This is a genomic window from Pedococcus sp. P1_H8 (assembly GCF_056405175.1).
This window is the reverse complement of sequence record NZ_JBFUCP010000012.1, coordinates 18,066-41,359: the sequence shown is the minus strand read 5'-3', so window position 1 is coordinate 41,359 and position 23,294 is coordinate 18,066. Positions and strand designations below refer to the sequence as shown.

25 protein-coding genes are annotated in these 23,294 nt (G+C 69.6%); 14 read left to right on the top strand and 11 right to left on the bottom strand.

What is annotated here, in order from left to right:
- Nucleotides 1-165: 165 nt before the first annotated feature.
- Both AC1DYG_RS16685 and AC1DYG_RS16680 read right to left on the bottom strand, forming a co-directional pair.
- Nucleotides 166-765, bottom strand: a complete 600-nt coding sequence (locus tag AC1DYG_RS16685; RefSeq protein WP_477640994.1) for a hypothetical protein — start codon at nt 763-765, stop codon at nt 166-168.
- A gap of 332 nt (nt 766-1,097) precedes the next feature.
- Complete coding sequence (locus tag AC1DYG_RS16680) at nt 1,098-1,556, bottom strand: DUF6318 family protein (protein WP_477640993.1); 459 nt, start codon at nt 1,554-1,556, stop codon at nt 1,098-1,100.
- Nucleotides 1,557-1,872: 316 nt separating this feature from the next.
- Between AC1DYG_RS16680 and AC1DYG_RS16675 the strand changes: the two genes are divergently transcribed.
- The gene (locus AC1DYG_RS16675; protein ID WP_477640992.1) at nt 1,873-2,700 is read left to right on the top strand and encodes a hypothetical protein; all 828 of its coding nucleotides are present in this window, start codon (nt 1,873-1,875) and stop codon (nt 2,698-2,700) included.
- Nucleotides 2,701-2,791: 91 nt separating this feature from the next.
- Nucleotides 2,792-3,139, top strand: coding sequence for a hypothetical protein (locus AC1DYG_RS16670; RefSeq protein ID WP_477640991.1), 348 nt, complete (start codon nt 2,792-2,794; stop codon nt 3,137-3,139).
- 66 nt (nt 3,140-3,205) lie between these two features.
- Here AC1DYG_RS16670 and AC1DYG_RS16665 read toward each other — a convergent pair whose 3' ends face one another.
- Nucleotides 3,206-3,637, bottom strand: a complete 432-nt coding sequence (locus tag AC1DYG_RS16665) for an SRPBCC family protein (protein WP_477640990.1) — start codon at nt 3,635-3,637, stop codon at nt 3,206-3,208.
- Nucleotides 3,638-3,806: 169 nt separating this feature from the next.
- Nucleotides 3,807-4,448 (bottom strand): hypothetical protein, encoded by a 642-nt coding sequence (locus AC1DYG_RS16660; RefSeq protein ID WP_477640989.1) that lies wholly within the window; start codon nt 4,446-4,448, stop codon nt 3,807-3,809.
- A gap of 174 nt (nt 4,449-4,622) precedes the next feature.
- Between AC1DYG_RS16660 and AC1DYG_RS16655 the strand changes: the two genes are divergently transcribed.
- From AC1DYG_RS16655 to AC1DYG_RS16645, 3 genes are all read left to right on the top strand, one after another.
- The gene (locus tag AC1DYG_RS16655) at nt 4,623-5,771 is read left to right on the top strand and encodes a sensor histidine kinase (protein ID WP_477640988.1); all 1,149 of its coding nucleotides are present in this window, start codon (nt 4,623-4,625) and stop codon (nt 5,769-5,771) included.
- The gene (locus AC1DYG_RS16650; protein ID WP_477640987.1) at nt 5,768-6,448 is read left to right on the top strand and encodes a response regulator; all 681 of its coding nucleotides are present in this window, start codon (nt 5,768-5,770) and stop codon (nt 6,446-6,448) included. Before AC1DYG_RS16655 ends, AC1DYG_RS16650 begins: the two co-directional genes overlap by 4 nt.
- Nucleotides 6,449-6,526: 78 nt before the next feature.
- Nucleotides 6,527-8,209 (top strand): ABC1 kinase family protein, encoded by a 1,683-nt coding sequence (locus AC1DYG_RS16645; RefSeq protein WP_477640986.1) that lies wholly within the window; start codon nt 6,527-6,529, stop codon nt 8,207-8,209.
- Nucleotides 8,210-8,250: 41 nt separating this feature from the next.
- Here AC1DYG_RS16645 and AC1DYG_RS16640 read toward each other — a convergent pair whose 3' ends face one another.
- From AC1DYG_RS16640 to AC1DYG_RS16630, 3 genes are all read right to left on the bottom strand, one after another.
- The gene (locus tag AC1DYG_RS16640; RefSeq protein WP_477640985.1) at nt 8,251-8,529 is read right to left on the bottom strand and encodes a hypothetical protein; all 279 of its coding nucleotides are present in this window, start codon (nt 8,527-8,529) and stop codon (nt 8,251-8,253) included.
- A 141-nt stretch (nt 8,530-8,670) separates the two neighbouring features.
- Complete coding sequence (locus tag AC1DYG_RS16635; protein ID WP_477640984.1) at nt 8,671-9,681, bottom strand: aldo/keto reductase family protein; 1,011 nt, start codon at nt 9,679-9,681, stop codon at nt 8,671-8,673.
- A 143-nt stretch (nt 9,682-9,824) separates the two neighbouring features.
- Entirely contained in the window at nt 9,825-10,343 is a 519-nt protein-coding gene (locus AC1DYG_RS16630) for a hypothetical protein (protein WP_477640983.1), read from the bottom strand.
- Between the two features lie 301 nt (nt 10,344-10,644).
- On the opposite strand from AC1DYG_RS16630, the gene AC1DYG_RS16625 reads away from it, so the two are divergent.
- Nucleotides 10,645-11,643, top strand: coding sequence for a hypothetical protein (locus AC1DYG_RS16625; protein WP_477640982.1), 999 nt, complete (start codon nt 10,645-10,647; stop codon nt 11,641-11,643).
- 63 nt (nt 11,644-11,706) lie between these two features.
- Here the strand turns inward: AC1DYG_RS16625 and AC1DYG_RS16620 are convergent, their stop codons facing one another.
- Nucleotides 11,707-12,129 carry an Hsp20/alpha crystallin family protein gene (locus tag AC1DYG_RS16620; protein WP_477640981.1) on the bottom strand — a complete coding sequence of 141 codons (423 nt, stop codon included), beginning with the start codon at nt 12,127-12,129 and terminating at the stop codon, nt 11,707-11,709.
- Between the two features lie 181 nt (nt 12,130-12,310).
- On the opposite strand from AC1DYG_RS16620, the gene AC1DYG_RS16615 reads away from it, so the two are divergent.
- From AC1DYG_RS16615 to AC1DYG_RS16590, 6 genes are all read left to right on the top strand, one after another.
- On the top strand, nt 12,311-12,670 hold the full coding sequence (locus AC1DYG_RS16615) for a MerR family transcriptional regulator (RefSeq protein WP_477640980.1): 360 nt from the start codon (nt 12,311-12,313) through the stop codon (nt 12,668-12,670).
- Nucleotides 12,671-12,746: 76 nt separating this feature from the next.
- Complete coding sequence (locus AC1DYG_RS16610; RefSeq protein ID WP_477640979.1) at nt 12,747-13,712, top strand: NAD-dependent epimerase/dehydratase family protein; 966 nt, start codon at nt 12,747-12,749, stop codon at nt 13,710-13,712.
- A 14-nt stretch (nt 13,713-13,726) separates the two neighbouring features.
- A complete protein-coding gene (locus AC1DYG_RS16605; protein WP_477640978.1) occupies nt 13,727-14,644 on the top strand; it encodes an RNA polymerase sigma-70 factor in 918 nt (305 codons plus the stop codon).
- A 90-nt stretch (nt 14,645-14,734) separates the two neighbouring features.
- Nucleotides 14,735-15,040: an ArsR/SmtB family transcription factor gene (locus AC1DYG_RS16600; RefSeq protein ID WP_477640977.1), complete on the top strand. Its 306-nt coding sequence runs from the start codon at nt 14,735-14,737 to the stop codon at nt 15,038-15,040.
- On the top strand, nt 15,037-16,014 hold the full coding sequence (locus tag AC1DYG_RS16595) for a TIGR03086 family metal-binding protein (protein ID WP_477640976.1): 978 nt from the start codon (nt 15,037-15,039) through the stop codon (nt 16,012-16,014). The genes AC1DYG_RS16600 and AC1DYG_RS16595 overlap by 4 nt, the downstream gene beginning before the upstream one ends.
- A 124-nt stretch (nt 16,015-16,138) precedes the next feature.
- Entirely contained in the window at nt 16,139-16,474 is a 336-nt protein-coding gene (locus tag AC1DYG_RS16590) for a YciI family protein (RefSeq protein ID WP_477640975.1), read from the top strand.
- 147 nt (nt 16,475-16,621) lie between these two features.
- Here the strand turns inward: AC1DYG_RS16590 and AC1DYG_RS16585 are convergent, their stop codons facing one another.
- The gene (locus AC1DYG_RS16585) at nt 16,622-17,299 is read right to left on the bottom strand and encodes a hypothetical protein (RefSeq protein ID WP_477640974.1); all 678 of its coding nucleotides are present in this window, start codon (nt 17,297-17,299) and stop codon (nt 16,622-16,624) included.
- Between the two features lie 171 nt (nt 17,300-17,470).
- Here AC1DYG_RS16585 and AC1DYG_RS16580 point away from each other — a divergent pair, with 171 nt between their 5' ends.
- A complete protein-coding gene (locus tag AC1DYG_RS16580; protein ID WP_477640973.1) occupies nt 17,471-18,601 on the top strand; it encodes a sensor histidine kinase in 1,131 nt (376 codons plus the stop codon).
- A gap of 16 nt (nt 18,602-18,617) precedes the next feature.
- Complete coding sequence (locus tag AC1DYG_RS16575; protein ID WP_477640972.1) at nt 18,618-19,289, top strand: response regulator; 672 nt, start codon at nt 18,618-18,620, stop codon at nt 19,287-19,289.
- Between the two features lie 147 nt (nt 19,290-19,436).
- Here the strand turns inward: AC1DYG_RS16575 and AC1DYG_RS16570 are convergent, their stop codons facing one another.
- Nucleotides 19,437-20,951 carry an HNH endonuclease signature motif containing protein gene (locus tag AC1DYG_RS16570; RefSeq protein WP_477640971.1) on the bottom strand — a complete coding sequence of 505 codons (1,515 nt, stop codon included), beginning with the start codon at nt 20,949-20,951 and terminating at the stop codon, nt 19,437-19,439.
- A gap of 274 nt (nt 20,952-21,225) precedes the next feature.
- Nucleotides 21,226-23,145 (bottom strand): S8 family serine peptidase, encoded by a 1,920-nt coding sequence (locus AC1DYG_RS16565; RefSeq protein WP_477640970.1) that lies wholly within the window; start codon nt 23,143-23,145, stop codon nt 21,226-21,228.
- Nucleotides 23,146-23,294: the final 149 nt, after the last annotated feature.

Below are 23,294 nucleotides of genomic sequence, written 5' to 3'. Positions count from 1 at the left end.
TTGCCTCCTGGTCGTCACCAGACCCCCCAAACCGGCGGTCGGTGACGATCTGTGCGCAACAAGTCCCATGCGCGCGTGACTTGTTGCCTCCTGGTGGTCACGGGACCCCGAAACCCGGGGGTCGGTGACGATCTGTGCGCAACAAGTCCGGCGGCATGACTGCCTTCAGCGGGAGTAGAGCCTCGCCTTGGCCGTCTTCACGGTCAGGGTCTCGGGGGTGCCCTGGATCGTGACGTCACCCGGGATCGTGATCCAGGTGCCGCCGTTCACCCGATACTGCCCGGCGTACGTGACGTCGGCTCGCACCTGGTAGCTGCCGCCTTTGGCGTACTCGTGACGGATGTCGCCGCTCGGGTACGGGCCACCCAGGGAGTTCGTGCGCTCGCTCGTGCCATCCCCGTAGACGTAGACCACGGCCTTGAGTCGGGGGCGGATGTCGACCCGGAAGCCGGCCATCCGCGCCGGATCCACTGCGTCCACCTCGTCGGGCTGGTAACCCTTGGACGGCCACCGCAGTTCGAAGTAGGTCGGCAGCGTCACCAGCGTGACATTGCCTTCGGGCTGGATGTTGACGGTGGCGAGCGCGAAGTCGGTGTCGTGGAAGGCCGCCCTGATCTGCGCCATCGTGAGGCGCGGCTGGACGCCCGGAATCAGCTCGGGCAAGCAGGTCACCCCCAGTCGCTGCCAGTCCGGAGCAGCGATGGGTTGGTCCTGCTTGTCGACGGGCGCGCCGCTCTTGTCGATCCGGGCTTCCCAGACGGCCAAGGGCGGACCCTGACCCTGGGCAGGCGTGTTCCTTTCGCAACGAGCGTCCGCACCACACGCGTCGTCGGTGTCGTTGTCCGGCCGAGCGCCACCGCACAGCCCCGTCGACGCGTACACAAAGAAGGGCCCCTTCTCCCCCGGGAGACCGACCCGGCCAGCCTTCGCCTGGAGTTGCCTCATGTAGGAGGGACCAAGCGTGTGAACACTCGCGCCGGACTCGGTGTACTCGCCGTTTGTGCCGTCGCATGACGGCGGGCACGCTGCCCACGCCGCGTGTGGAGGGGCCAGCGAAAACAGCAGGACGCCCAGCAGGCAAAGGGCAATGCGCCGAATCATGCTTTGTCCGCCCCATAGAGCTTCCAGGAACTGTCGACCCAGACAATTGCGATGCTCACAGGCAGCGACGAAACCTCATCCTGATGCACCCTCTTGCCGTCCCGATCGACCACCCATGCTCCCAGCTGCGAAGATGTCGCCTGGAAATAGAGCTGCCCCTTGGGCGCGCCATCCAACTTGCCCAGGCCTTTGAGGGCCAGCGGAGGGGATGAGTACCTACCTCCGCCGGCGACAAGGTCCTTGACCGATTGTTCGTTTCGTTGACAGAAGACACATGAGGGGGCGGCAATGCCTGCAATAACGCCGACCTTCGGTTCCTGGAGGACCTTGTTGAGGGTCGCGTAGTAGTACTCGACAAAGGCTTGGCCGCCCTCGACTGTTTGCGCCCGGGCCGCCGCCGGGTAGCCGTCGGCTGGTCCGCTCGTGGTGGTCGTGCTGGGCGCTGGTGAGCTCATCGTTGAATTGCTGGACGTCGTCGAGCTGCTCGGCGGCGGGTTGTCCCCACCCGAGCAACCCACCAAGCCCAGCAGTACGACAAGTCCGCACACGGCATACGCACGCACAGAACTCACGCTCGATCTCCCCTTCAGTAGCCCCCCGCTACTCGATCGCACGCGAGTCTATGCAAACAGAGGACAACTGGCCCAGCATCATCCACAGGACGGTCACCTACCGGAGACCCGCAAGAGGACCCCGCGACTTTCACCCCGTGCACCGACCCCTGTGGATAAGTTGCTGGGCTCCCTCGCCGCATCCCAGAGACTCACTCTCATGACCGGAACACCTGCGCTCCGTGGAGCCACCGCCGTCGTCCTCCTCTGCCTGCTGTCGGCCTGCTCCAGCCCCGGCGACCAGGAGCGCCACGACGGCGGCTCGCCCACGCGGCCCCAACAGCAAGGGCCGCTGACGTCTGCGGCCGTGACCAGCCCCGCCCCGGTGCACCTCACCGTGGAGCAGGCGAGGGCCATCGCCCTGGTCGGCCAGCGACACGCAGACCAGAGTGTCGCCACGCCGCCGGAGAACGCACTGAAGGGCTCGAACTTCTGCAAGCACGACAGCCCGTACGAGGCGCCGCCCGGACAGGGCTGGGTCAGCGTGACCTCCGCGCCAAACAACGCGACCACAGGCTTGTCCGCCGCCACCAAGCTCGATCACACCGCAGTGGGCACGGCCGTGCTCGATGGGCCGGACAGGATCGCCGAGATCGACGAGCTCATCAAGATCTGGTCCTCCTGCCCGGGCCCGAAAGGCACCGTCCGCACCAAGCTGCCCACCACCGTCACGGCCGACGCCATCGCGCTGATGCAGATCGAGGAACCCAAAGCTCCAGCCGCCGAGCGCCACCAGGTCGACGCGTACGCCCGCGTGGGCAACGTCTTCATCGTCTGCGAGGCGAAGGGGCCGCACCAGGGGACGCCACGCGCGACGGTCACGTCCTGCCTCACGGATACGGTCGCCGCGGCCAAGGGGCTGTCGGCACCCACCGTCACCGATCGCATCGGGACCTTCATGCTGGCGGCGCAGTTCGCGGCCAAGCGTTGGGTGACGGCGTCGGGGAAACGTCATCAACCAGCCGTGCCCCACGGCAAAGGATCCTGACCTCGCGACCGGTTCAGCAACCGTCTCGATCTCGACGCCGCCAGCACCAGGCGCCGAGGCAGGCACCGACGTCGGCGAGGCGACGATCCAGGTGTTCGACTCGCCTTCCGAGGCCAAAGCGAAGGTTGTCGAGCTGAAGGCACGCCTCTCGAGCTGCCCCAAGACCTGGACCGACAGGCCGAATACCTACCCGTCCCCCGCGAAGATCACGGCACTGACCCCCAACGCCATCGGCGACGGTGGCGCGACGCTCTCGTGGCAGGTCAAGTACCGAGCCTTCTCCCACCCCACTCGCAGCCGCGAACTGGTCTTCAGCTCCGGACGCGTGGTGGTTCACTTCCACGGATTCAGTGGCAGCCCCGCCGCCGTGAAGGCGCAGCAGGCCGCAGCAGCGGAGTTGGCGGCATACCTTCCCCGTGCGTTGTCCCGCGCTGGCTGACTCGCCCTGCGCGGGCATCGCTGTGGAGCGGCCCGGCGCCGAGCTCGCTCAGCCGCTGGCGGGCCCTCAGGCCTGGAGGCCACCTGCCAGTCGGCCGAGCGCGTCGTCCCAGTGCTGCAGGTCCGCGCGAGGGTCGCCGGCGATGCCGCGTCCTTCGTGGAAGACCTCGACCTTCGTCCCGTCGCCCTCGGGTCGGAGCCGGACGTCGAGCATGCTCAGCGGCCCGTCCTCGTGGGGGTGCCAGGTGACCCGCACCTGTTCGACGGGATGGAAGCTGCGTACGACGCCGTACGACCCGTCAGCCGCGTGCCACGGCTCGCCCTTGTTGCCGATGCGGGCGCCCTCGCCAAAGAGGGCTTCGGTGCCGGCTGCACTGATCAGGTGCTGCCAGACCTGCTCGACCGGTGCGGGGACCACAACCCGCGCGTGCACGCCTGCCTCCAGGTCGCCGGCGTCTGCGTCTGCGTCGTCCGGGACCGTTTCGACCACACTGCTCATGAAGAACCTCCGTCCGAGGGCCACTCCCCGGGTGGGCGTGACCCACGAGGTCCAGTCGACCAAGCCTTGGGCTCGCTGGCAACAGCAGCGGGCAATATTTCAAGACGACAACAGTGAGGTATGCCGGGTGGTGACCACCCGGCATACCTCACCTCGTGCGCCCCCTGGCTCAGACGAGGGACTCGGTCAGGACCGCGCCTGCACGCTCGCCACGACGGGACCCCTTCGCCACCAGCCGCCCGCCGAACACCAGCGTCCAGACGAGGTAGACCGGGATCGTGAAGTAGAACGGCAGCAGGATCCCGCAGATGCCGGCCACGACGGAGAAGGTGCTCAACCAGCGCGGCAGTCCGGCGCGAGCCGCCAGCAGGATCGCCACGACGCCGGTGAAGAACGCCGGTCCACAGAGGGACAGCAGGTTGCCGATCTCGCTGATCGTGTAGACGACCGGGTGCGGCACGCCCTGCTGGACCGCCGCGCCTCCCTCCGCGAGAGCCACGACGAGGCCGCCTCCGACGAACGCGCCGACCACGCTGATCGCTGCGCCGGCCACCGAGAGCCCCCACGCTGTCTCCCCCACGACACCGCCCAGCCGGCGCAGACCGTGGCCGAACGCGAGCAGCCCGAGGGCCGCGAGGGCCCCGAGGTACCAGAAGGCTAGCGAAGTCGCGTAGTGGCTCGGGTCGACGTAGCCCGCGACGATATCCGGCTCGTAGTCGCCCCCCGGACCGCCGGCGCCGACAAAGGCAGCGGTGGTGCCGACCGCATAGACCAGCAGCCCGATGCCGGCGCTGCGTGGAATGGTGTTCATGGTTCCTCCCCTTGGTGGTGTTGACACCGTGGTGGTGTCGCCCTCAACGACGGTAGGAACCCGGGCCCACCGCGTCGTCCTGCCAGGGCACGAAATCGCGGTGTCCGACAGCAGGATTCGCGCATCCTCCGCAAGGAGGACGTGAAGTCGTCCCCGCGGGCGTACCTTCGGTTCGTGACGCGCAGGAACTGGGCGTTCGACATCGCCGTCGCGGCGGTGGTCGGCGTCCTCGGGCAGCTCGAGGCGTGGTGGGGGGTCACCTCGACCCACCGCCAGGGACCGCTGTGGGCCCAAGCCCTCCTGTATGCCGTGACGGCCGTCGTCCTCGCGGGTCGCCGGGTGAACCCCCTTGCGTGCCAAGGGGGAATCCTTGTCGCGAGCACCGTGGAGTTCGCGGTGTTCGGCGCTCCCGAGGGCAACGGCGTGATGCTGCCCATGGTGATCGCCTCGTACACCGTCGGCCGACAACTGCCGTCGCGCCGGGCCTGGTGGGGACTGGTCCTGGCGGCGGCGTTCTGGCTGTCCTGGTCGAGTCTGGACCCGACCAGCGAGGGCGCCACCCTGACTGAGCACCTGCTCACGCTGATCTGGCTGGGCCCCTCGGTCATCGCGTGGCTGGTCGGCGCGCTCGTGCGGCTCACGGTCCTCAACACCGAGCAGCGGCGCGTCAACCGTCAGCAGCGGGCCTCGCAGGCCGTGGCCGAGGAACGCAATCGCATCGCGCGCGAGCTGCACGACGTCATCGGGCACAGTGTCAGCGTGATGACGGTCCAGGCCTCAGCCGTGCGTCGTCGCCTCACCCCCGACCAGGCTGCGGAGCGGCAAGCACTGGAAACCGTTGAGGCAGTGGGCCGGGAAGCCCTCGCCGAGATGCGCCGGATGGTCGGCGTCCTTCGGCAGTCGGGAGACGAGACGCAGCTGGAGCCACCCCCGGGTCTGGACCAGCTGGACCGGCTCGCGGAGAAGTTCCGCACCGCCGGGCTGCCGGTCGACCTCGAGGTGACCGGCGCGGTGAAGGCCCTGGCACCGGGACTGGACCTCACGGCATACCGGCTCGTGCAGGAGGGGCTGACCAACACGCTGCGGCACGCGCGGAACCCTCGCCGCGCGGCGGTGGCCATCGACTACGGCGCGGAGCGGATCGAGCTCGCGGTGCGCGACGACGGGCAGCCGGCGTCCAGCACAGCTCCCCCGGCCGAGGCCGGCAGCGGTCTGCTCGGGATGCGGGAACGCGTTGCGGTGTATGGGGGTTCGCTCGTGGCTCGAGTGCGGCCGGAGGGCGGTTTCGAGCTCGTCGCCACCCTGCCACTGGAGTCGGCGTGATCGGCGTCCTGATCGTCGACGACCAGGCGCTCGTGCGGGCGGGGTTCCGGATGATCCTGGAGATCGAGCCCGACATCCACGTCGTCGGGGAGGCCGCCGACGGTGAACAGGCCGTCGCTCAAGTCGCGGCGCTGCGCCCGGACGTGGTGCTCATGGACGTGCGGATGCCCGGGGTCGACGGCATCGCGGCGACGCGGCGGCTCCTGGCGGACGGTGCGGCCCAGACGCGCGTGGTCATGCTCACGACCTTCGACATGGACGGCTACGTGTACGAGGCGCTGCAGGCAGGGGCGAGCGGCTTCCTGCTCAAGGACGTGCAGCCGGAGCTGCTGGTCGCGGGGATCAGGGCGGTGCACTCGGGCGAGTCACTGCTGGCTCCCACGGTGACGCGTCGGATGATCGAGTCGTACCTCGCGAGGCCCCGGGCGGTCGAGGGTGAGGCGAAGGATCGACTTACGTCACTGACGCCGCGTGAGCTGGAGACGCTGTCGTTGCTCGCGCGGGGGCTCACGAATGCCGAGGTCGCGGAGGAGCTGTTCGTCTCCGAGACGACGGTCAAGACCCATGTCGGGCGAGTGCTCATGAAGCTCGGCCTGCGTGACCGGGTGCAAGCCGTGATCTACGCCTACGAGACCGGCTTGGTCAACGGATCCGGCACGGACGGCACGCGCACGTAGCCGACTGCACCGACATGTCCCCTGACCTGCGGGAACGGCGCTGGCAGCGCAGAAGTGCCGGCCTGCCAAGATGGCGCCATGAAACCTCCGTTCGACCCGTCCAACGCACTCCGCTATGCCGCGCTCGCCCGGATGCTCGTCCGGCACGGTCGGTCGGACCTGGTCAGTGGCGCGGGATTCGACGAGTTCCTCGTCGAGGACGAGCGACCGGCCGGCGACACCTCGGCCGCGGAGTCCCTGGCCGATGACCTCGAGGCGATGGGTCCGACGTACGTCAAGCTCGGGCAGCTGCTCTCGACGCGCGTCGACCTGCTGCCGCCGGCGTACACGGAGGCGCTGACCCGCCTGCAGGACAAGGTCGAGCCGTTCCCGTACGACCAGGTCCAGCAGACCGTCGAGGACGAGCTGGGCGTCTCGATCCGGCACGCGTTCGCCTCCTTCGAGCAGACTCCCATGGCCGCCGCGTCCCTCGGGCAGGTGCACCGCGCGGTGCTGCCCAGCGGCAGGGAGGTCGTCGTCAAGGTGCAGCGGCCAGGGGTGCGCGAGGTGGTCCGCGACGACATGGAAGCGCTGGGCAAGATCGCCGCCTTCGCCGACGACCACACCGACGTCGGACGTCGCTACGGCTTCGGTCAGCTGCTCACGCACTTCCGCCGCTCGCTCGCGGGCGAACTGGACTACCAGCGGGAGGCGGCCAACCTGGTGCGTCTCGGCCAGCTCACCGCGGACTACCCGCGACTGGTGGTCCCCCAACCCGTTCCCGACTACACCAGTGGTCGGGTCCTCACGATGGACCTGGTGCCCGGCCGCAAGGTCACCGACATCGGTGCACTGGGCCTCCTGGACATCGACGGCGAGCCACTCGTGCGCGAGCTCTTCGCGGCATACCTGCGGATGATCCTCGTGGACGGGTTCCTGCACGCTGACCCGCACCCGGGCAACGTGCTCCTCACCCCGGACGGCCGGCTCGGCCTCATCGACCTCGGCATGGTGGCAACGGTCCCGCCCCGTGTGCAGGACAAGATCGTCAAGCTGCTCCTCGCGATTGGCGACGCCGACGGCGAAGAGGTGGCAACGGTGCTCGCCTCGATGGGAGAGCCGCTCGACGGCTATGACGCGGCACAGTTCCGCGACGAGGTCGCGGCGCTGGTGTCGCGGGCGGTGTCGCTGGGCGAGCAGGTGCAGGCGGGTGCCGTCCTGATGGAGCTGAGCCGACTCTCGGGAGTCCACGGTCTGCGCCCGCCACCGGAGATGACCATGGTGGCCAAGGCCCTGCTCAACCTCGACCAGGTGACCAAGCACCTCGACCCGACGTTCGCCCCCGCCACGGCGATCCGCGAGAACGTCGCCGACATCATGGGCAGCGGGCTGAACGTCTCGGCGTCCGGGCTGATGGCTGCGGCCATCGACGCCAAGGAGTTCACGGCGAACTTTCCCAGCCGCGCCAACGCCATCATGGAGAATCTCGCCGGGGGCAAGTTCTCGCTGCGGGTGGATGCCCTCGACGAGGCCCGCTTCCTGCACGTCCTCCAGCGGCTCGCGAACCGGCTGACCATGGGCATCGTGCTGGCGGCCCTCGTGGTGGGTGCGGCGCTCATGATGCAGGTGCCCACCGAGAACCGCATCCTCGGCTATCCCGCCATCGCCATGGTGTTCTTCCTCTTGGCAGCGCTGGGCGGAGCCGCGCTCGTCGTCTCGATCGTGCGGACGGACAGCCGAATCGCCAGGCAGGTGGCCACCGACCGCGACCCCACACCCTGACCGGCGGTGCTCCGAACCACTGGGTGGTCAGAACTGGTTGGTCAGAACCACTGGTGCGGACGCGGCCGGGACTCGCGCTGCCCGGCCAGCAGGCCTCGGCCGAACCGGACGACGGTCCAACACCACCAGCGGTCGATGTCTCGGGCCGCGAAGTCTGCGCGCCACTCCCAGTAGTCGCACAGCTGCGTGAGCTCGGCCTCGTTGAGGGCCAGACAGACATCCAGGAACCTGCCCGGGTGACCGATCGTCGGGTCGACGAAAGGGGGTCCGTCGTACGTGACCCAGGTGGCCCCCGCGTCGATCCGGTCCAGATCACCCATGAGGTGATCGTGGCCCGGATCGAGCGGATTCGCCTCCGTCGATCGATGGAGATCAGGGTCGCGCGGATGTTCCAGCCGACGGCCCCAGTCGCGGCCTCAGGCACGCGAGCCTCAGGCACGCGAGCCTCAGGCAGGCGAGCCTCAGGCGACGCGCTTCTGCGGCGCGGTCTCCTTCGTCTTGCCCGGGTCGCGCTCGACGATGTCGCCGAGGGCGTCGTCGATCTGCTTCATGGTGGCCGGCTCGAGCTTCACACCAGCGGCCTTGACGTTCTCGTGCACCTGCTCCGGACGCGATGCCCCGACTAGTGCGGACGCGACGTTGGGGTTCTGGAGCACCCAGGCGACGGCGAGCTGCGCCATCGACAGGCCGGCCTCGTCGGCGATCGGCTTGAGCACCTGGACGCGGGTGAGGACGTCGTCGTTCATGAAGCGGCTGATCATGTCTGCACCGCCCTTCTCGTCGGCGGCGCGCGAGCCCGCGGGCGGCTGCTGTCCCGGCTGGTACTTGCCGGTGAGCACGCCCTGGGCGATGGGGCTCCAGACGATCTGGCTGACGCCGAGCTCCTCACACGTCGGCACGACCTCGCCCTCGATGACCCGCCACAGCATCGAGTACTGCGGCTGGCTCGAGATGAGCTGGAAGCCGAGCTCCTTGGAGAGCGCGACGCCCTCGCGGATCTGGTCAGCCGTCCACTCGCTGACGCCGATGTAGTGGGCCTTGCCCTGGCGGACGACGTCGGCGAACGCCTGCATCGTCTCCTCGAGCGGGGTCTCGGTGTCGTAGCGGTGCGCCTGGTAGAGGTCGACGTAGTCCGTCTGCAGCCGCTGCAGCGAGCCGTTGATCGACTCCATGATGTGCTTGCGCGACAGGCCGGTGTCGTTCTTCCCACCCGGGCCGGTCGGCCAGTACACCTTGGTGAAGATCTCGAGGCTCTCGCGCCGCTCGCCCTTGAGCGCCTCGCCGAGGACGGTCTCCGCCTTGGTGTTGGCGTAGACGTCCGCGGTGTCGAACGTGCTGATGCCCGCGTCGAGCGCGGCTGCCACGCACTGCGCGGCGACGTCGTTCTCGACCTGGGAGCCGTGGGTGAGCCAGTTTCCGTAGGTGATCTCGGAGATCTTGAGTCCGCTGTTGCCGAGGTATCGGTAGTCCATGCTTCAACCGTATGCCGCGACCGGCCACCATGCGCAATCGACCAGCCACCGCCCACGCAACCACCCAACGCTCAGGCAGGTATGCCGGGTGGTCACCACCCGGCATACCTGCCTGGCTGTCTGTGTGCTTGGGTCTGGCTGCGTCAGTGCTGGGCGATCACGGTCCGCCAGCCGTAGTTGTAGGCGAACCCGGTCGGGGAGTTGTCGTCCGTCGCACTGGAGTCGAAGACGCAGAACTGCACCCACGCGGTGCCCTTCGCGAGCTCACCCGAGACGTAGCCGGTGCCGAACGGGTGGTCGACGAGCTTGACCGTGAACCGGTTGACGTGCCACTTGCCATCGCACTGGATGGTCTGTCCAGCAGGGTTGTTGGCGTACTGGTAGTTCGTGTCGTACCAGGCGGCCGAGGTCATCCCTGAACCCTCGGCGGTCGGGTCGGGACCGCCCTGCTTGATCGACGCCCACAGGTGCGTGCCGGTCTCCCCACCCCAGCACCGGAACTTGGCCTGGATGTAGGCGTTGCTGCCGTTGGCGACCACGTGGTCCCCCACCCAGGCGATCTCCGGGGGCGCAAGCTCCTCGGCGGAGGCTGAGCCGGCGGGCAATGCCATGGCGGTCACCAGGGCCAGCACTGCACCAGCAGCGACACGGGCAAGTCTCATCGGGTTCTCCTCATCCTCGTGGGAATCTCTCGCGCGGACCGGTTGTCGGCCCCGGCGCCCCTCGACGCTAGGCGGGCCCACCCTTCGGCAGGATCCCGCCGAAGGGTGACGGGGCGCACGCCGGATGCCGTAGCCGTCGGACGGGAGGTCGGGACTAAGGGCCCGGGTGCCGGGCGGTTCCGCACCGTACTTTCGGTATGCCGTCCACGCGGATGGCCGGGGTGAGGTGCGCCCCTCAACGCCTCACCGCGCGCACCACCCCGCGTCCCAGCCCACATCGACTCCCTGGAGAATTGCCACCATGGTCCCCGTCCTGGCCCTGCCCGCGCTGGTCCTGCCCACCCACGAACGCTGGTTCGTCGACTCCGCGCCCGCAGACTGGGGGTTCTTCCTGCGGCCCCTGCCGCTGACCCTCACCGCCGCGGTGGTCGTCGTGACCGTGGTGTGGCGCAGGGTGGGGCTTCGCTTCGACCGCCCCGAGCTGCCCGTACTGGGCGGGGTCGGACGGCTGGTGCCCTGGGTGCCGCGGCTGCTCGGGGTGCACCTCGGGGTGGCCCTGCTCGCGCTGGCGGCGTCGGGCGCTTTCGTCACGCCCGCCGTGGACGACCTGCACTCGGCTGGCGGCAGCATCCTCCTGCTGCTCGAGGCGACCCTCGGCGTCTGGCTCATCACCGGGTTCCAGCAACGGTCGGCGGCCGCGCTGACCCTGGCGCTGGGGCCGATCATGGCGGCGTTCACCGGGCCGATGGCGTTGCTGGAGTGCGCCAACATCGCCGCCGTCGCGGCCTTCCTCGTGATCGCGCCTGCGGGCGCAGACCGTCACGGCGCCACGACGTTGTCCGCCGCCCAGCTGCGGTGGGCGCTGCTCGCGCTGCGGGCCGGGGTGGGCGTCGCGCTGATCGCACTGGCGTTCACCGAGAAGTTCACCAACCCGACGATGGCGCGCGAGACGCTGGAGCACTACCCGGCGCTCAACGTGCTCAGCCTCGTCGGACTGCACGTGCCCACAGACGTGTTCATCGTCATCGCCGGAAGCATCGAGCTGCTGTTCGGCTTGCTCGTGCTGTCCGGGGCGCTGCCGCAGGTCGCGGTACTGGTGGCCATGGTGCCGTTCAACGCCACCCTGGTCCTGTTCGGCCAGACCGAGCTGGTGGGCCACCTGCCGGTCTACGGCGTCTTCCTGGCCATGCTCGCCTACGGCTCCAACCCGACGACCGCTGCTGCAGTGCGGTGGCTGCCGCGTAGGTCCGACGTGATGCTGCCGGCACGCCGTCCGGTCGCATCGGTCGCCCAGCGCTGAGGATTCCACGGGTGTCCCCGCCCACCGTGCGGTCGGCGGGGACACCCGTCGCGGCCCGGGATCTCAGGCGGAGATCGCGTGCTGTCGCCGCTCGCCCGAGCTGATCTCGATCTTGCGGGGCTTGGCCTGCTCCGCGACGGGGATGGTCAACCGGAGCACGCCGTCTCGATAGGCGGCCTCGACCCGGTCGACGTCGAGGCTGTCGCCCAGGAAGAGCTGTCGGCTGAACACGCCGCGCGGCCTCTCGGTCGCGATCATCTCCGCCTCGTCGGAGAGCCTGTCGCGCTCGGCCTTGACGGTGAGCACGTTGCGCTCCACGTCGAGGTCGATCGAGCCCGGTTCGACGCCTGGAAGGTCGAACTCCACGACGAACACGTCGCCCTGGCGCCAGGCGTCCATCGGCATCACGGTGGGGCGAGCCATCGTCCCGAATACCTGCTGTGCCAGCTGGTCCAGCTCGCGGAACTGGTCAGTCCGCATGAGCATCTCAACCACCTCCAGTGTTGTGAGGATCTTGTCTGTTGTGAGGGTCTTGTCTGTTGTGAGGGTCTTGTCTGTTGTGAGGGTGCTGCTTGACCCGACTTCGATCGGCTAGGATCTCAGCCATGGTCTGTAGATTTTTTAAGGCTGCAACACAGGATTTGTCAAGCCAGTGGCCGAGGATCGCATGAGCACCGCCGAGGGGCCTTCCGACCGCCCGCTCTACACGATCTCGGTCGCGGCCGATCTCGCGGGCCTGCCCATCCCGACGCTCCGCCTGTACGAGGAGCGAGGCCTGCTCCGGCCGGAACGCACACCGGGCGGCACCCGCCGCTACAGCGACGCCGATCTCGCTCGAATCGCCCGCATCAGCGAGCTGGCCGACTCGGGGATCCCCCTCACGGCGGTGGCCATGGTGCTGGCGCTCCAGGACGACAACGCCGACCTCACCACGCGCAACCGCAGCCTGCGGGCGCGCAACACCGACCTCATGCGGCACAACCAGCGCCTGCGCGGCGATGGAGACACCCCCGACAAGGACGCCTGATCAGCTGTCACAAGCCGGAAGGCTGTCTTGTCTTGATGGGTAGTGAGGTCACAGGTCACCGACAAGGGAGTGAATGATGAAGGTCTTCGTCGCAGGAGCCACCGGAGCCATCGGCCACCAGCTCGTGCCACAGCTGGTCGAGGCTGGCCACGAGGTCTACGGCATGACGCACCATGCCTCGAAGCAGCAGCTCGTCCGCGACCTTGGCGCCGTCCCGGTGGTCGCGGATGCGCTCGACGCCGATCAGGTTGCCCAGGCTGTGGGCCGCGTGCAGCCGGACGTGATCGTCCACCAGCTCACCTCCATCGGGCCGATGGACCTGCGCCACTTCGACCGCGCGTTCGCGACGACCAACCGGCTGCGCACCGAAGGCACGGACCACCTGCTCTCGGCCGGCCAAGCCGTCGGCGTGAAGCGCTTCGTCGCGCAGAGCTTCTTCGCGGCATACGAACGCACGGGAAGTCTGGTCAAGACCGAGGAAGATCCGTTCGGACCCCGCCCGGCCAAGGAGATGCGCGAGACGGTTGCAGCGATCCGGCACGTCGAGGACGCTGTCCTCGCGGCCACCTGGACCGAGGGAGTCGTGCTGCGTTACGGCGGCTTCTACGGGCCGGGGACCTCGCTCGGACCGGAGGGCGAACAGACCGAGGCGGTCCGCCGGCGCAAGTTCCCCGTCGTGGGCAACGGTGCGGGTGTGTGGTCGTTCATCCACATCGCCGACGCCGCGGAGGCGACGGTCGCGGCGATCGACCACGGCCGTCGGGGGGTCTACAACGTCGTCGACGACGACCCCGCCGCGGTGGCCGAGTGGTTGCCCGCCCTGGCGCGTACGTTGGGTGCCAAGGAGCCGATGCACGTGCCTCGTGTCGTGGGGCGGCTGCTCACCGGCGAGATCGGAGCGGTGATGATGACCGAGCTGAGGGGTGCGTCCAACGCGAAGGCGAAGCGCGAGCTCGGCTGGAGCCCGTCGCACCCGAGCTGGCGGCAGGGTTTCCGCGAGATGCTCACGGCGCCCGGCACCGTGAGCCAGGAGGTGACGTGAACGCAGGAGGCCCCGTGAGCGATCGGGAGGCACTGCTCGACGAGCTGCGTCCGACCGCGTTCGCTATCGCCTACCGCATGCTCGGCAGCGTGTCCGAGGCCGAGGACGTGGTGCAGGAGGCGCTGCTGCGAGTGCACCAGTCGCTCGACGCGGGTGACGAGATCACGTCGCCTCGCGCCTTCGTCGCCACCATCACCACCCGGCTGGCGATCAACGAGCTGCGTTCCGCCCGAGCCCGTCGCGAGCGCTACGTCGGCGAGTGGCTCCCCGAGCCGATCGTCACCGACGCCGCCGACGACCCCGCCAGGCACGCCGAGACCGCCGACTCGCTGTCGCTGGCGATGCTGGTCCTCCTCGAGAGCCTGTCCCCCGAGCAGCGCGCGGTGCTGCTGTTGCACGACGTGTTCGGCTACGGCTACCCCGAGATCACCGACATCGTGGGCAAGACGGAGGACAACGTCCGTCAGCTCGCCACGCGGGCCCGACAGCACGTCAAGGCACGCCGACCGCGGTTCGAGACCACCCGTGAGCAGCAGCGCGAGCTGGCGACGAAGTTCTTCGCCGCCGCCGAACACGGCGACCTCGCCGGACTCGAGGCGCTGCTCGCCCACGACGTCACGCTGACCGGCGACGGTGGCGGCAAGGTCCCTGCCCTGGCCCGGTCGCTGAGCGGTCGCAGCCGGGTCGCCCACACCCTGACCAACTGGCTGCGGGCGCTCGCGCGGTTCCCCCAGGTGTCGATGCGGCCGGTCGAGATCAACGGCGACCCGGGAGCGATCTACGTCGACGACCAGGAGCGGGTGCTCGGCGTCTGGGCCCTCGAGTTCGCCGAGGGAGAGATCATCGGGATCCGCTCGATCGTCAACCCCGACAAGCTGGGCCACCTCGGCCCAGTCGGCGACGCCGTCGCCATCCTGCGCTCCGCCCGCTGACGCTCAACCCCTCCACACCGGGTATGCCGTGGGCGCTGCTCGATGCCCACTGGACAGAATGCGTTAGTCGCGACTAACGTATTGGGTGTTGTGAATGATCCTCTCTCCGCCGCCGCCGAGCCCACCCGCCGCCGGATCCTGCAGCTCCTGGCCCGCGGGCCACGGGGTGTCACGGACCTGTCCGGCGAGTTCCCGGTGACCAGGTCCGCGATCAGCCAGCACCTGCTGGTGCTCGCCGAGGCTGGGCTGGTGGAGGCCGAGAAGGTCGGACGCACGCGGACCTACCGGGTCGTGCCGAGCGGGCTGCAGCGGTTGCAGGCCGAGATCGACCGGTTCTGGACGTCCGAACTCGACCTGCTCGTCGCTGACGCGCACCACCTGAAGGGAACCCCATGAGCTTCACGAAGTCCGCCGTCCTGCCCGTCTCGCCCGACGAGGCGTTCGCGCTGATCACCGAGCCCGAGCGGCTCCGTCGCTGGCAGACGATCTCGGCCACTGTCGACCTGCGCGCGGGCGGCTCCTACCGGTGGACGGTCACGCCCGGGCACATCGCCGAGGGCACCTACCGCGAGGTCGAGCCCGGCCGCAGGGTCGTCTTCGGCTGGGGCTGGGAGGGCAACCCCGACCTGCCCAAGGACGCCTCCACCGTCACCGTGACCATCGAACCGGTCACCGAGGGGTCCAGGATCACGCTGGTGCACGAGGGGCTCACCGAGGCGCAGGCCGCGATGCACGCCGAGGGCTGGGACCACTTCTTCGAGCGCCTCGAGCGGCTCGCCGCGACCGGCGACGCCGGTGCGGACGAGTGGGCGTGGGCACCCGAGAACCTCACCCCCCTGGTCGCGGCCGAGGCTGCGCTGGCCGTCATCCAGCCCGTGCTGCGCAACCTCACGCCGGCCGACCGCCCGAAGCCCACGCCGTGCGCCGACTTCACCGCGCACGAGCTCGCGGACCACCTGCTCGGCTCGCTCGTGCAGCTCGCCGGCATGGCCGGCGCGACCCTCAGCATCCCGGCCGAGGGTTCGCTCGAGGACAAGGTGTCCGTGCTCGCGGGGCAGGCGATCGAGGCGTGGCGCGGGATCGACCTCGACGGCACGGTCGCGGGCCCCGGTGGCGCGGACGTCCCGGCCATGTTCCTGGCCAGCATCCTGCCGCTCGAGCTGCTCCTGCACGGGTGGGACCTCGCCCAGGCGTCCGGTCAGGACCTGCGCGTCTCCGACGAGGTCGTCGGCTACATCCACGACCTCACGCGCGGCGTCATCGCACAGGGGCGGGGCAGCTCCTTCTCCGATGAGATCACCCCTGCGGCGGACGCCGATGCCGCGGAGCGGTTCGCCGCCTACGCCGGGCGCACTCGCATCTCCGCCTGACGGCGGTCGCCGGAGCCGCCGCAGCTCCACCGAACAGCACAGCGAAACCGCAGCACCAAACCCGGCACCACCGAACCCCGCACGACCCATCACCACAAACCCCAACACCCAAGGAGAACCAGTCATGAGCAAGTTCCTGTTCATCTACCACGCACCCACCCCGCCCGCCGACGCCGCGCCGGCCGACCCCGCCGAGATGGAAGCCGTGATGGGCCAGTGGATGGAGTGGGCCGGCCGCGTCGGCGACGGCATGGTCGACTTCGGCACCCCGCTCGCCGGCGGTGTCCAGGTCACGCCCGAAGGCACCTCGCCCAGCACGCGCGAGGTCGTCGGCTACACGATCCTCGAAGCCGCCGACCTGGATGCCGCCCTCGCCCTCGCCCAGGGCCACCCGCACCTGAACATGCCCGGCGGCTGCACCATCGAGGTGCACGAGGCCCAGCCCGTTCCCGGCATGTGACCGTTCGGGCACGACTCCCGGGCCGTGCCACACGAAGAGGCGAGGGTATGCCGCGGGCTCGCCCCGCGGCATACCCTCGCTCCCCCTCCGGCTGAGGCCTGGTGGTCAGGTCCCCTGCGGTGAGGCGTTCGGGTCGCGTGCCGTGCGTCAGGTGCGCGGAACGAGGGCGTGCGCAGCCACGGGCTCCGGGGCTCCCGCGACCGCCGCATCCCGCTTCACGGCTGCCTGGGCAGCGATGGCCCAGCCCCAGGTCAGCGGCATCAGCGCACTGCCCATCGAGGTGACCGCTGTGATCGCGAAGAGGAACGGCAGGAAGCCCATGAGCAGGATCGGCGTGGTGCGGGGACGAAAACCGTTGCGCAGCAGGACGATTCCGAACGGGATACCTCCGAGTCCGATGAGGAGCATGGCGACGATTCCCGCGATGAACATCTGGTCCATCCAGGGCGTGAAGTAGTCGCCGGCCACCGACAAGGTCATGGCCGTGTAGCCCCCCAGCGCCACGCGCCAGAGCCATTTCTCTGCACGCTGAGGACGCCGCCGCTGGTAGGCGAGTACGGCTGCGAGCGTGAACGCCACGCAGACCGGCAGCCAGATCTTGCCCCAGGCCATGTAGACCGTTTCGGGATCGCTCCAGTCGAGCAGCGGCCGCAGCGCGCGCGCCGCCGGCTCCGCCCAGATCCGGGTCAGGGGCGCCTCGACGAGGTCGTCCGGGTGCGCCTCGATGCGGGCCAGGGCGTGGACCTGACCGACGAAGGTGCCGAAGGCGGCGCCCGCCCACGCGGTGATGCTGATGCGCCGGGCGGCGCGAGCTGAGATGTCCATGGTGTGCTCCTTCGTCGGGGCCGGCCCCCGGGACCGGCGCTGACTTCGACGCTAGAAGCGGCACCACGGGCAGTCGTCCACCCTCGTGCCGCACCGTTCTCCACCTCGTGTTGGACCGGTCTCCACCCCAGGGTTGAGGCGTGCGCACAGGTGCGGCAGTAGCCTCGAAAGATGGCCAGGACTTGGCTCCTGCGTGACGCGGCGCTGCCGGTCGCGATCGGTGTGGCGTGCGCCGCCGAGCTGGCCATCCTGCGGCCGGTGGACTGGGGCTGGTCGATCCTGCCGCTGCTGGTCGCGTCCGCGCTGCTCGTCCTTCGACGTCGCCACGCCCTGGTCGTGGCACCACTGGCGCTGGCGATCCTGTTCACTCCGTCGTTGTACCTGCAGACCGACCCCGACGTGGGCAGCGTGCCGATCCTGATCGGGACGCTGGCGGTGTACTCCGGGGGCCGCTGGGTCACGCGACCGGTAGGGGGCATCGTCCTCCTCGTACCCCTGGCGATGCTCGTCCTCGACGGCGTGACGGTGAAGACCCGATCGAGCACGCTCGGGGACATCGCGTTCGTCGCGATGCTCATGGTGCCGGCCTACGTGCTGGGGGTGCTCAATCGTCGTCTCGCGGAGCAGAGCGAACAGCTGAGACAGCAGCAGGCGGTCATCCGGCGCGAGGCGGTCAGCGCCGAGCGCCAGCGAATCGCCCGCGAGCTGCACGACGTCATAGCGCACTCGGTGAGCGCGATGGTGGTGCAGACGGCAGCGGCCCAGGACCTCGTCGTCCGCGATCCCGACGGGGCGAGCGCCCTCCTCGAGTCAGTGGCGACCACGGGGCGGCGGGCGCTGGCCGAGACCGGGCGCCTGCTGCACGTGATCCGCGACGATGACGACGAGCTCGGTCTGGAGCCGGCGCCTGGTTTGGCCCAGCTGCCTTCCCTCGTCGAGGAGTTCCGTGAGAGCGGGCTGCACGTCGAACTCGAGGTGACGCCCGCGGTGCCCGCGCTGCCCGCGGGACTTGACCTGTCGGCATACCGAATCGCGCAGGAGGCACTCACGAACGCCCTCAAGTACTCCGCGGACCGCGCCGCTCGCCTTCGCGTCACGGCGAGCGGACCCAACCTGACCATCGCCGCGTCGAACGCCCTGTCCCCCAATGACTCGCTCGGCGTCGGCGGCTCGGGACTGGGTCTGGCGGGCATGGCCGAGCGGGTCAGTGTGTTCGGCGGCACGTTGGAACACGGGGTTGCCGGAGACGGTCGTTTCGAGATGCGCGCAACGTTGCCGCCGGCGGGGGTGGAAGGGCTGTGAACGGACCGTGACGAGCGTGGTGATCGCGGACGACCAGGACCTGGTGCGCTCGGGGCTGCATCTGGTGCTCGAGTCGCGCGGGGTCGACGTGCTAGGTGAGGCCGCCACCGGCCGCGAGGCCGTGGAGGAGGTATGCCGCGTGCGGCCAGACGTGGTGCTCATGGACATCCGCATGCCAGTGCTGGACGGGATCGCGGCCACGGCCGAGCTCCGGCGGCGCGCGGTGTCGACTCGGGTGCTGGTGCTGACGACCTACGACCTCGACCGCTACGTCTACGGCGCGCTCAAGGCGGGCGCCGCAGGGTTCCTGCTCAAGGCGACCCCGCCGGACCGGCTCGTTGCGGGCGTGGAGACGGTGGCGGCCGGGGAGGCACTGCTGGCGCCGTCGCTCACCCGGCGGCTCATCGAGGAGCACGTCCGGCGACCACCACCGTCCGATGGCGTGCCCGGACCAGTGCGGACCCTCACTGAGCGTGAGCTCGAGGTGCTGAGCCTCATGGCCCACGGGCTGTCCAACGAAGAGATCGCGCGAACCCTCGTCGTCGCGGAGACGACGGTCAAGACCCACGTGAACCGGATCCTGTCCAAGCTCGCACTCGCCTCGCGCGTGCAGGCGGTCGTGCTTTCCTACGAGTGCGGTCTGGTACAGCCAGGCCGAACAGAGGTCGCTCGGCCCTCCATCGGCTGAGTGTTGTTGTCCCGACTGCCCGCTCGCCCCCGCGACCAGTCGCCCGCGGGCTCGGCTGACACGCGGGCTCGGGTGCCCTGTAGATGGGTGGGACCCATCGCGGGCATGCTTCGCGCCCCGCACGCGCGKGCGGGGTGCGAAGCGGGTTCATGGTCGCGGCGGCGGCCTGGCCATCCGGTCGACAGACTCGTCACCCCGGTCGCCGGACTCGTCAATCCCGTCGACGGGCTCCTCACCCCGGTCGACGCGCTCGTCACCCCGGTCGACGCGCTCGTCACCCCGGTCGCCGGACTCGTCAATCCCGTCCAGGAGCCCGCCACCCCGTTCGGGCGCGCCGCKGGCGCGCCAGGCCTCGAGCTGGGTGTCGTACGACCCGGGTGTCAGGTCCCATCGGACGAAGGGGCCGTTCGCACCCGTGACGACCTCGCCGGCATAGCGGTGCTTGTGCACGACCGTGTGGTGCGCCTGGCACAGGAGCGCTCCGTGGTCGATGTCGGTGGGACCACCGTCGGCCCAGTGAATGAGGTGGTGCGCGTCGCACCAGGTCGCCGGCTTCGTGCACCACGGGAACGTGCAGTGCCGGTCCCGCAGCCACAGATGGCGGATCTGGCCACGAGTGAACAGCCGCTCGGCGCGGCCCTGCTCGAGAATCTCGCCGTCGGAACCGAGCACGGCCGGAATGATCTCGGCGTCGCAGGCCAGCCGACGCATGGTCCCGATGGACAGGGGTTCTCCGTCCACCGTGAGGCCAGCCCCACGACAGGTTTGTTGCAGCTCAGCCAGGCCGATGGTCACGACCAGGCTGGTCTTGGCCTGACGCGGCACCCCGTCGGGAGCAGCCACGGCCCGCTGCACCAGCTCGAGCATCGCGTCCGCACGACAGGCGCCGGGCGTGCGTGGGTCGCGCTCTCGCGTCTCGGGGTCGGTCTCCGGCTTGGCCAGGGCATCGACGGCCGCGTCGACGATCGCAGCCCCCTCGGCGTCCAGCAACATCGTGTAGCGCCACATCCCCATCGGGCCCTTGCCCTTCACCAGGGAGCGATGGGCCCGCTTGACCTCCGCGTCGTGCTCGACCAGCCGGTCCGGTCGCATCATGTCCGCGGTCCGGCGCACCCCGATGGCGAGCGCCTTCTCTGACATCCCGTCGTGGCCTCGCGACCCCGTCAGCAGGTGTTGGGTAGCGTCCTCCAACTCGGAAGGGTCGGCCATGCCCCGGACACCCTGATGGAACCGCACCAGCGTGGCCGCCTTGCCCACCGGCAACGCGTCGGTCGCCTCTGGGTCCAGCCCTTGGGCAACGGCTTCCTGCACGCCAGCCAACCGCAGCTCATCGCTGGCACCGGCGACCGTGTCCAGGTCGGACAGCAGCCGGGGACTCAACCCCGGCGCCCTCATCCGCGCCCAGTCATGGGCCCCCCACCCCTCGCCCACCCCGAGCCCACGGGACTTCGCCTCCGCCAGCACCGCCGCCAGATGCGCCTCACCGCTCGCATGGAGCTGGCCGAGGATGGTCATGGCCTCCTCCACCTCGGTATCCGACAACGCCCACAGCTGACCCGCCCCGGCACCGGCCAAGGCATCGCGCGACTCCCGGGCAGCATCCAACACCGGCCGGGCGTGGGGTGCCCGGCCTCGCGTCGTGCCATCGGGTGCGATTGCCATGAACCCAACGCTAGGGCAACCCACTGACACCGCATCGAAATCGACGCCGGGCGAATTCGCTTGCTGTCAAACGCCTTTCGATGGTCCCGCCCAAAGCCCCTGCCAATGTCATGCCAGTGCCGATACGGCGCCGTCACGGCGCCGTATCGGCATCGCCCCTCCACAGGTCTGCAGCAACAACCCGCGTGCCAGTGCCTCCAAAGGCGATCTGTGGACAAGGTTCGGCTCACAGCGAAACGTTCGCGGACCGGGCCGAACCCACCCCGCAGCCGGCTCAGCCCTTCTGCAGCTGCGCCACGTGCAGGGTCACCATCCGCCCGCCGACGCTGTCGGAGTCGAGGGTGTCGGGGTCGGAGACGGCGTAGTTGCCGACGACGTCGAAGGTGTACGTGCCGGCCAAGGTGACAGGCACCTGCACGGTCGCCGTGCCAGCACCTTCGGTGAAGGACTCGGTCGAGGTGCCGATGACGGCCCCGGACGGGTCCTTCACCGTGACCGTGTAGCTCGTGCCGTTGATGCCGACCGCCGCGAGCGACGGGTGCGACAGCGACACCTTGAGTGAAGTGACGCCTGCGCCGCCAGCCCCGACCCCAACCGGCACCGAGTAGGTGTGGCTGTCAGTACCGCCCACCGTGGCGCGCGGGCTGTCGTAGGTCCAGAAGTCACCGCGGGCGACCTTCCAGCCGTCCTCGGCCAGGACGCGGGCGTCCGCCTGGGCACCGGCCCGGGCGAGGTCCTTGGCCCAGCTGCGACTGCTGACCAGGGCGACGGCCTTGTCGAGGTTCGCGTAGCCGTAGCCGATCTGCCAGAACGGCAGCGTGCCGGTGTTGTCGTCGTTCGTGACCGGGCTGGCCGTGGCCTGCAGTGCGAGCCGCACCTGGTCGGGCGTGAGCGCCGGGTTCGCCTGCTTGAGCACCGCCGCCGCACCCGCGATGTGCGGGGAGGCCATCGAGGTCCCTGAGGCAGTGGTGTTCTCCCCGGGCGGGCACGGGCCGACGACGGTGCCGGTCGTGTCGCACGTCGAGGAGATGTCGACGCCCGGCGCCGTGATGTCAGGGTGCACGAGGCCGATGCGGTCGCCGGTGTAGGTGGTGTGCCCACCGGCGGTGATCCCGGTCGGCTGCGAGTTGTCGTGGGTCAGCCCGTTCGAGGAAAAGTCGCCGCGGTGGCGATCCGCCGAAGCAGCGCCCACCGCACCGGCCGCCACCGAGATCACCCAGGGCGACTGGCTGAACGGGTTGAGGCTCAGCTCGGCGTTCTCGGAGCCCGAGTTCCCGGCGGCGAAGACAACCGTCACGCCCTGGTCCACCACGGCTTTCGTCGCCACGGCTACCGGATCGCGCGGGTCGAACTGGCGGTAGGAGTTGCCCCAGCTGTTGTTGACGACGTCGATGCCGAGCAGGTCGGGCTGGTCGAGCATGTAGTCGTAGGCGGTCACGACGGCCGTGGTGAACAGCACTGCCCCGATCGCGAAGCAGTCCAGCTCCGCGTCGGGGGCCACGCCATAGCGCGAGCCGTCGGTCACCGAGCTCGAGTCAGCCGCGATGATGCCCGCCACGTGCGTGCCGTGCCCCGAACCGACATCGGTGTTCGAGTACGGCCCCTGGTCAGCCGGCACGACGAGCGTGGTCGAGGAGTCTGCCGGCAGGTTGGCGTACTCACCACTGACGAGCGAGACGTTGTGCATCACACGGTGCGCGAGGTCGGGATGCGTTGCGTCGCAACCGGAGTCGACGACCCCCACGGTGACGCCCTTCCCCGTCAGCCCTTGGGCCCGCAGCGCCGCGCCGCCCATCGCGTCGGACGAGTTGGTGTCGAGCAGCTCGATGTTCTCGTCGGGGTACACGTCGTTCGCCGGGCCCGTGGTCACCGCCGCACGGAACTGCGCCACCGTGCCACTCACCAACGCGAGCGGCAGCCGCTTCATGGGCTGCACGGTGAGGCCGAGGGCCTTGAGGGCGGTCACCTGGGAGGCCGTGGGTATGCCGTCGAACGTCGCGATCGCGCGCCCGCTCGGCGTGCCGTTGTCGAGCAGCCGGGCCAGGCCCGGGGTGCCTCCCGCTCCGTCAACAGCAGGGAGGGTGACGGTGGTCGCGGAGGCCGCACCCGCGGCATACCCGCCGGAGACGAGCAACGCGAGGGCGGTCGCGCCGGTGAGCGCGACCTTCGTGGCGCGGTGGGACGTGCGAAGCATGGTTCCTCCACGGAGCAGTAGGTGAACCGTTAACGCGACGCAGCGCCTCGGGGTTACGCGAGCCGGAAACGCAGGTCACCGACGCCGACGCCCACCCGGCGCCATCCAAAGGCAGAGGTATGCCGCGGGGCCGTGCCCCGCGGCATACC

Bases quoted from the DNA above. Each gene is read 5' to 3' on its own strand.
- AC1DYG_RS16680 (WP_477640993.1), bottom strand. From the start codon at position 1,556: ATGAGCTCACCAGCGCCCAGCACGACCACCACGAGCGGACCAGCCGAC.
- AC1DYG_RS16675 (WP_477640992.1), top strand. From the start codon at position 1,873: ATGACCGGAACACCTGCGCTCCGTGGAGCCACCGCCGTCGTCCTCCTC.
- AC1DYG_RS16665 (WP_477640990.1), bottom strand. From the start codon at position 3,637: ATGAGCAGTGTGGTCGAAACGGTCCCGGACGACGCAGACGCAGACGCC.
- AC1DYG_RS16660 (WP_477640989.1), bottom strand. From the start codon at position 4,448: ATGAACACCATTCCACGCAGCGCCGGCATCGGGCTGCTGGTCTATGCG.
- AC1DYG_RS16645 (WP_477640986.1), top strand. From the start codon at position 6,527: ATGAAACCTCCGTTCGACCCGTCCAACGCACTCCGCTATGCCGCGCTC.
- AC1DYG_RS16640 (WP_477640985.1), bottom strand. From the start codon at position 8,529: ATGGGTGATCTGGACCGGATCGACGCGGGGGCCACCTGGGTCACGTAC.
- AC1DYG_RS16635 (WP_477640984.1), bottom strand. From the start codon at position 9,681: ATGGACTACCGATACCTCGGCAACAGCGGACTCAAGATCTCCGAGATC.
- AC1DYG_RS16630 (WP_477640983.1), bottom strand. From the start codon at position 10,343: ATGAGACTTGCCCGTGTCGCTGCTGGTGCAGTGCTGGCCCTGGTGACC.
- AC1DYG_RS16625 (WP_477640982.1), top strand. From the start codon at position 10,645: ATGGTCCCCGTCCTGGCCCTGCCCGCGCTGGTCCTGCCCACCCACGAA.
- AC1DYG_RS16620 (WP_477640981.1), bottom strand. From the start codon at position 12,129: ATGCTCATGCGGACTGACCAGTTCCGCGAGCTGGACCAGCTGGCACAG.
- AC1DYG_RS16615 (WP_477640980.1), top strand. From the start codon at position 12,311: ATGAGCACCGCCGAGGGGCCTTCCGACCGCCCGCTCTACACGATCTCG.
- AC1DYG_RS16610 (WP_477640979.1), top strand. From the start codon at position 12,747: ATGAAGGTCTTCGTCGCAGGAGCCACCGGAGCCATCGGCCACCAGCTC.
- AC1DYG_RS16595 (WP_477640976.1), top strand. From the start codon at position 15,037: ATGAGCTTCACGAAGTCCGCCGTCCTGCCCGTCTCGCCCGACGAGGCG.
- AC1DYG_RS16590 (WP_477640975.1), top strand. From the start codon at position 16,139: ATGAGCAAGTTCCTGTTCATCTACCACGCACCCACCCCGCCCGCCGAC.
- AC1DYG_RS16585 (WP_477640974.1), bottom strand. From the start codon at position 17,299: ATGGACATCTCAGCTCGCGCCGCCCGGCGCATCAGCATCACCGCGTGG.
- AC1DYG_RS16580 (WP_477640973.1), top strand. From the start codon at position 17,471: ATGGCCAGGACTTGGCTCCTGCGTGACGCGGCGCTGCCGGTCGCGATC.
- AC1DYG_RS16565 (WP_477640970.1), bottom strand. From the start codon at position 23,145: ATGCTTCGCACGTCCCACCGCGCCACGAAGGTCGCGCTCACCGGCGCG.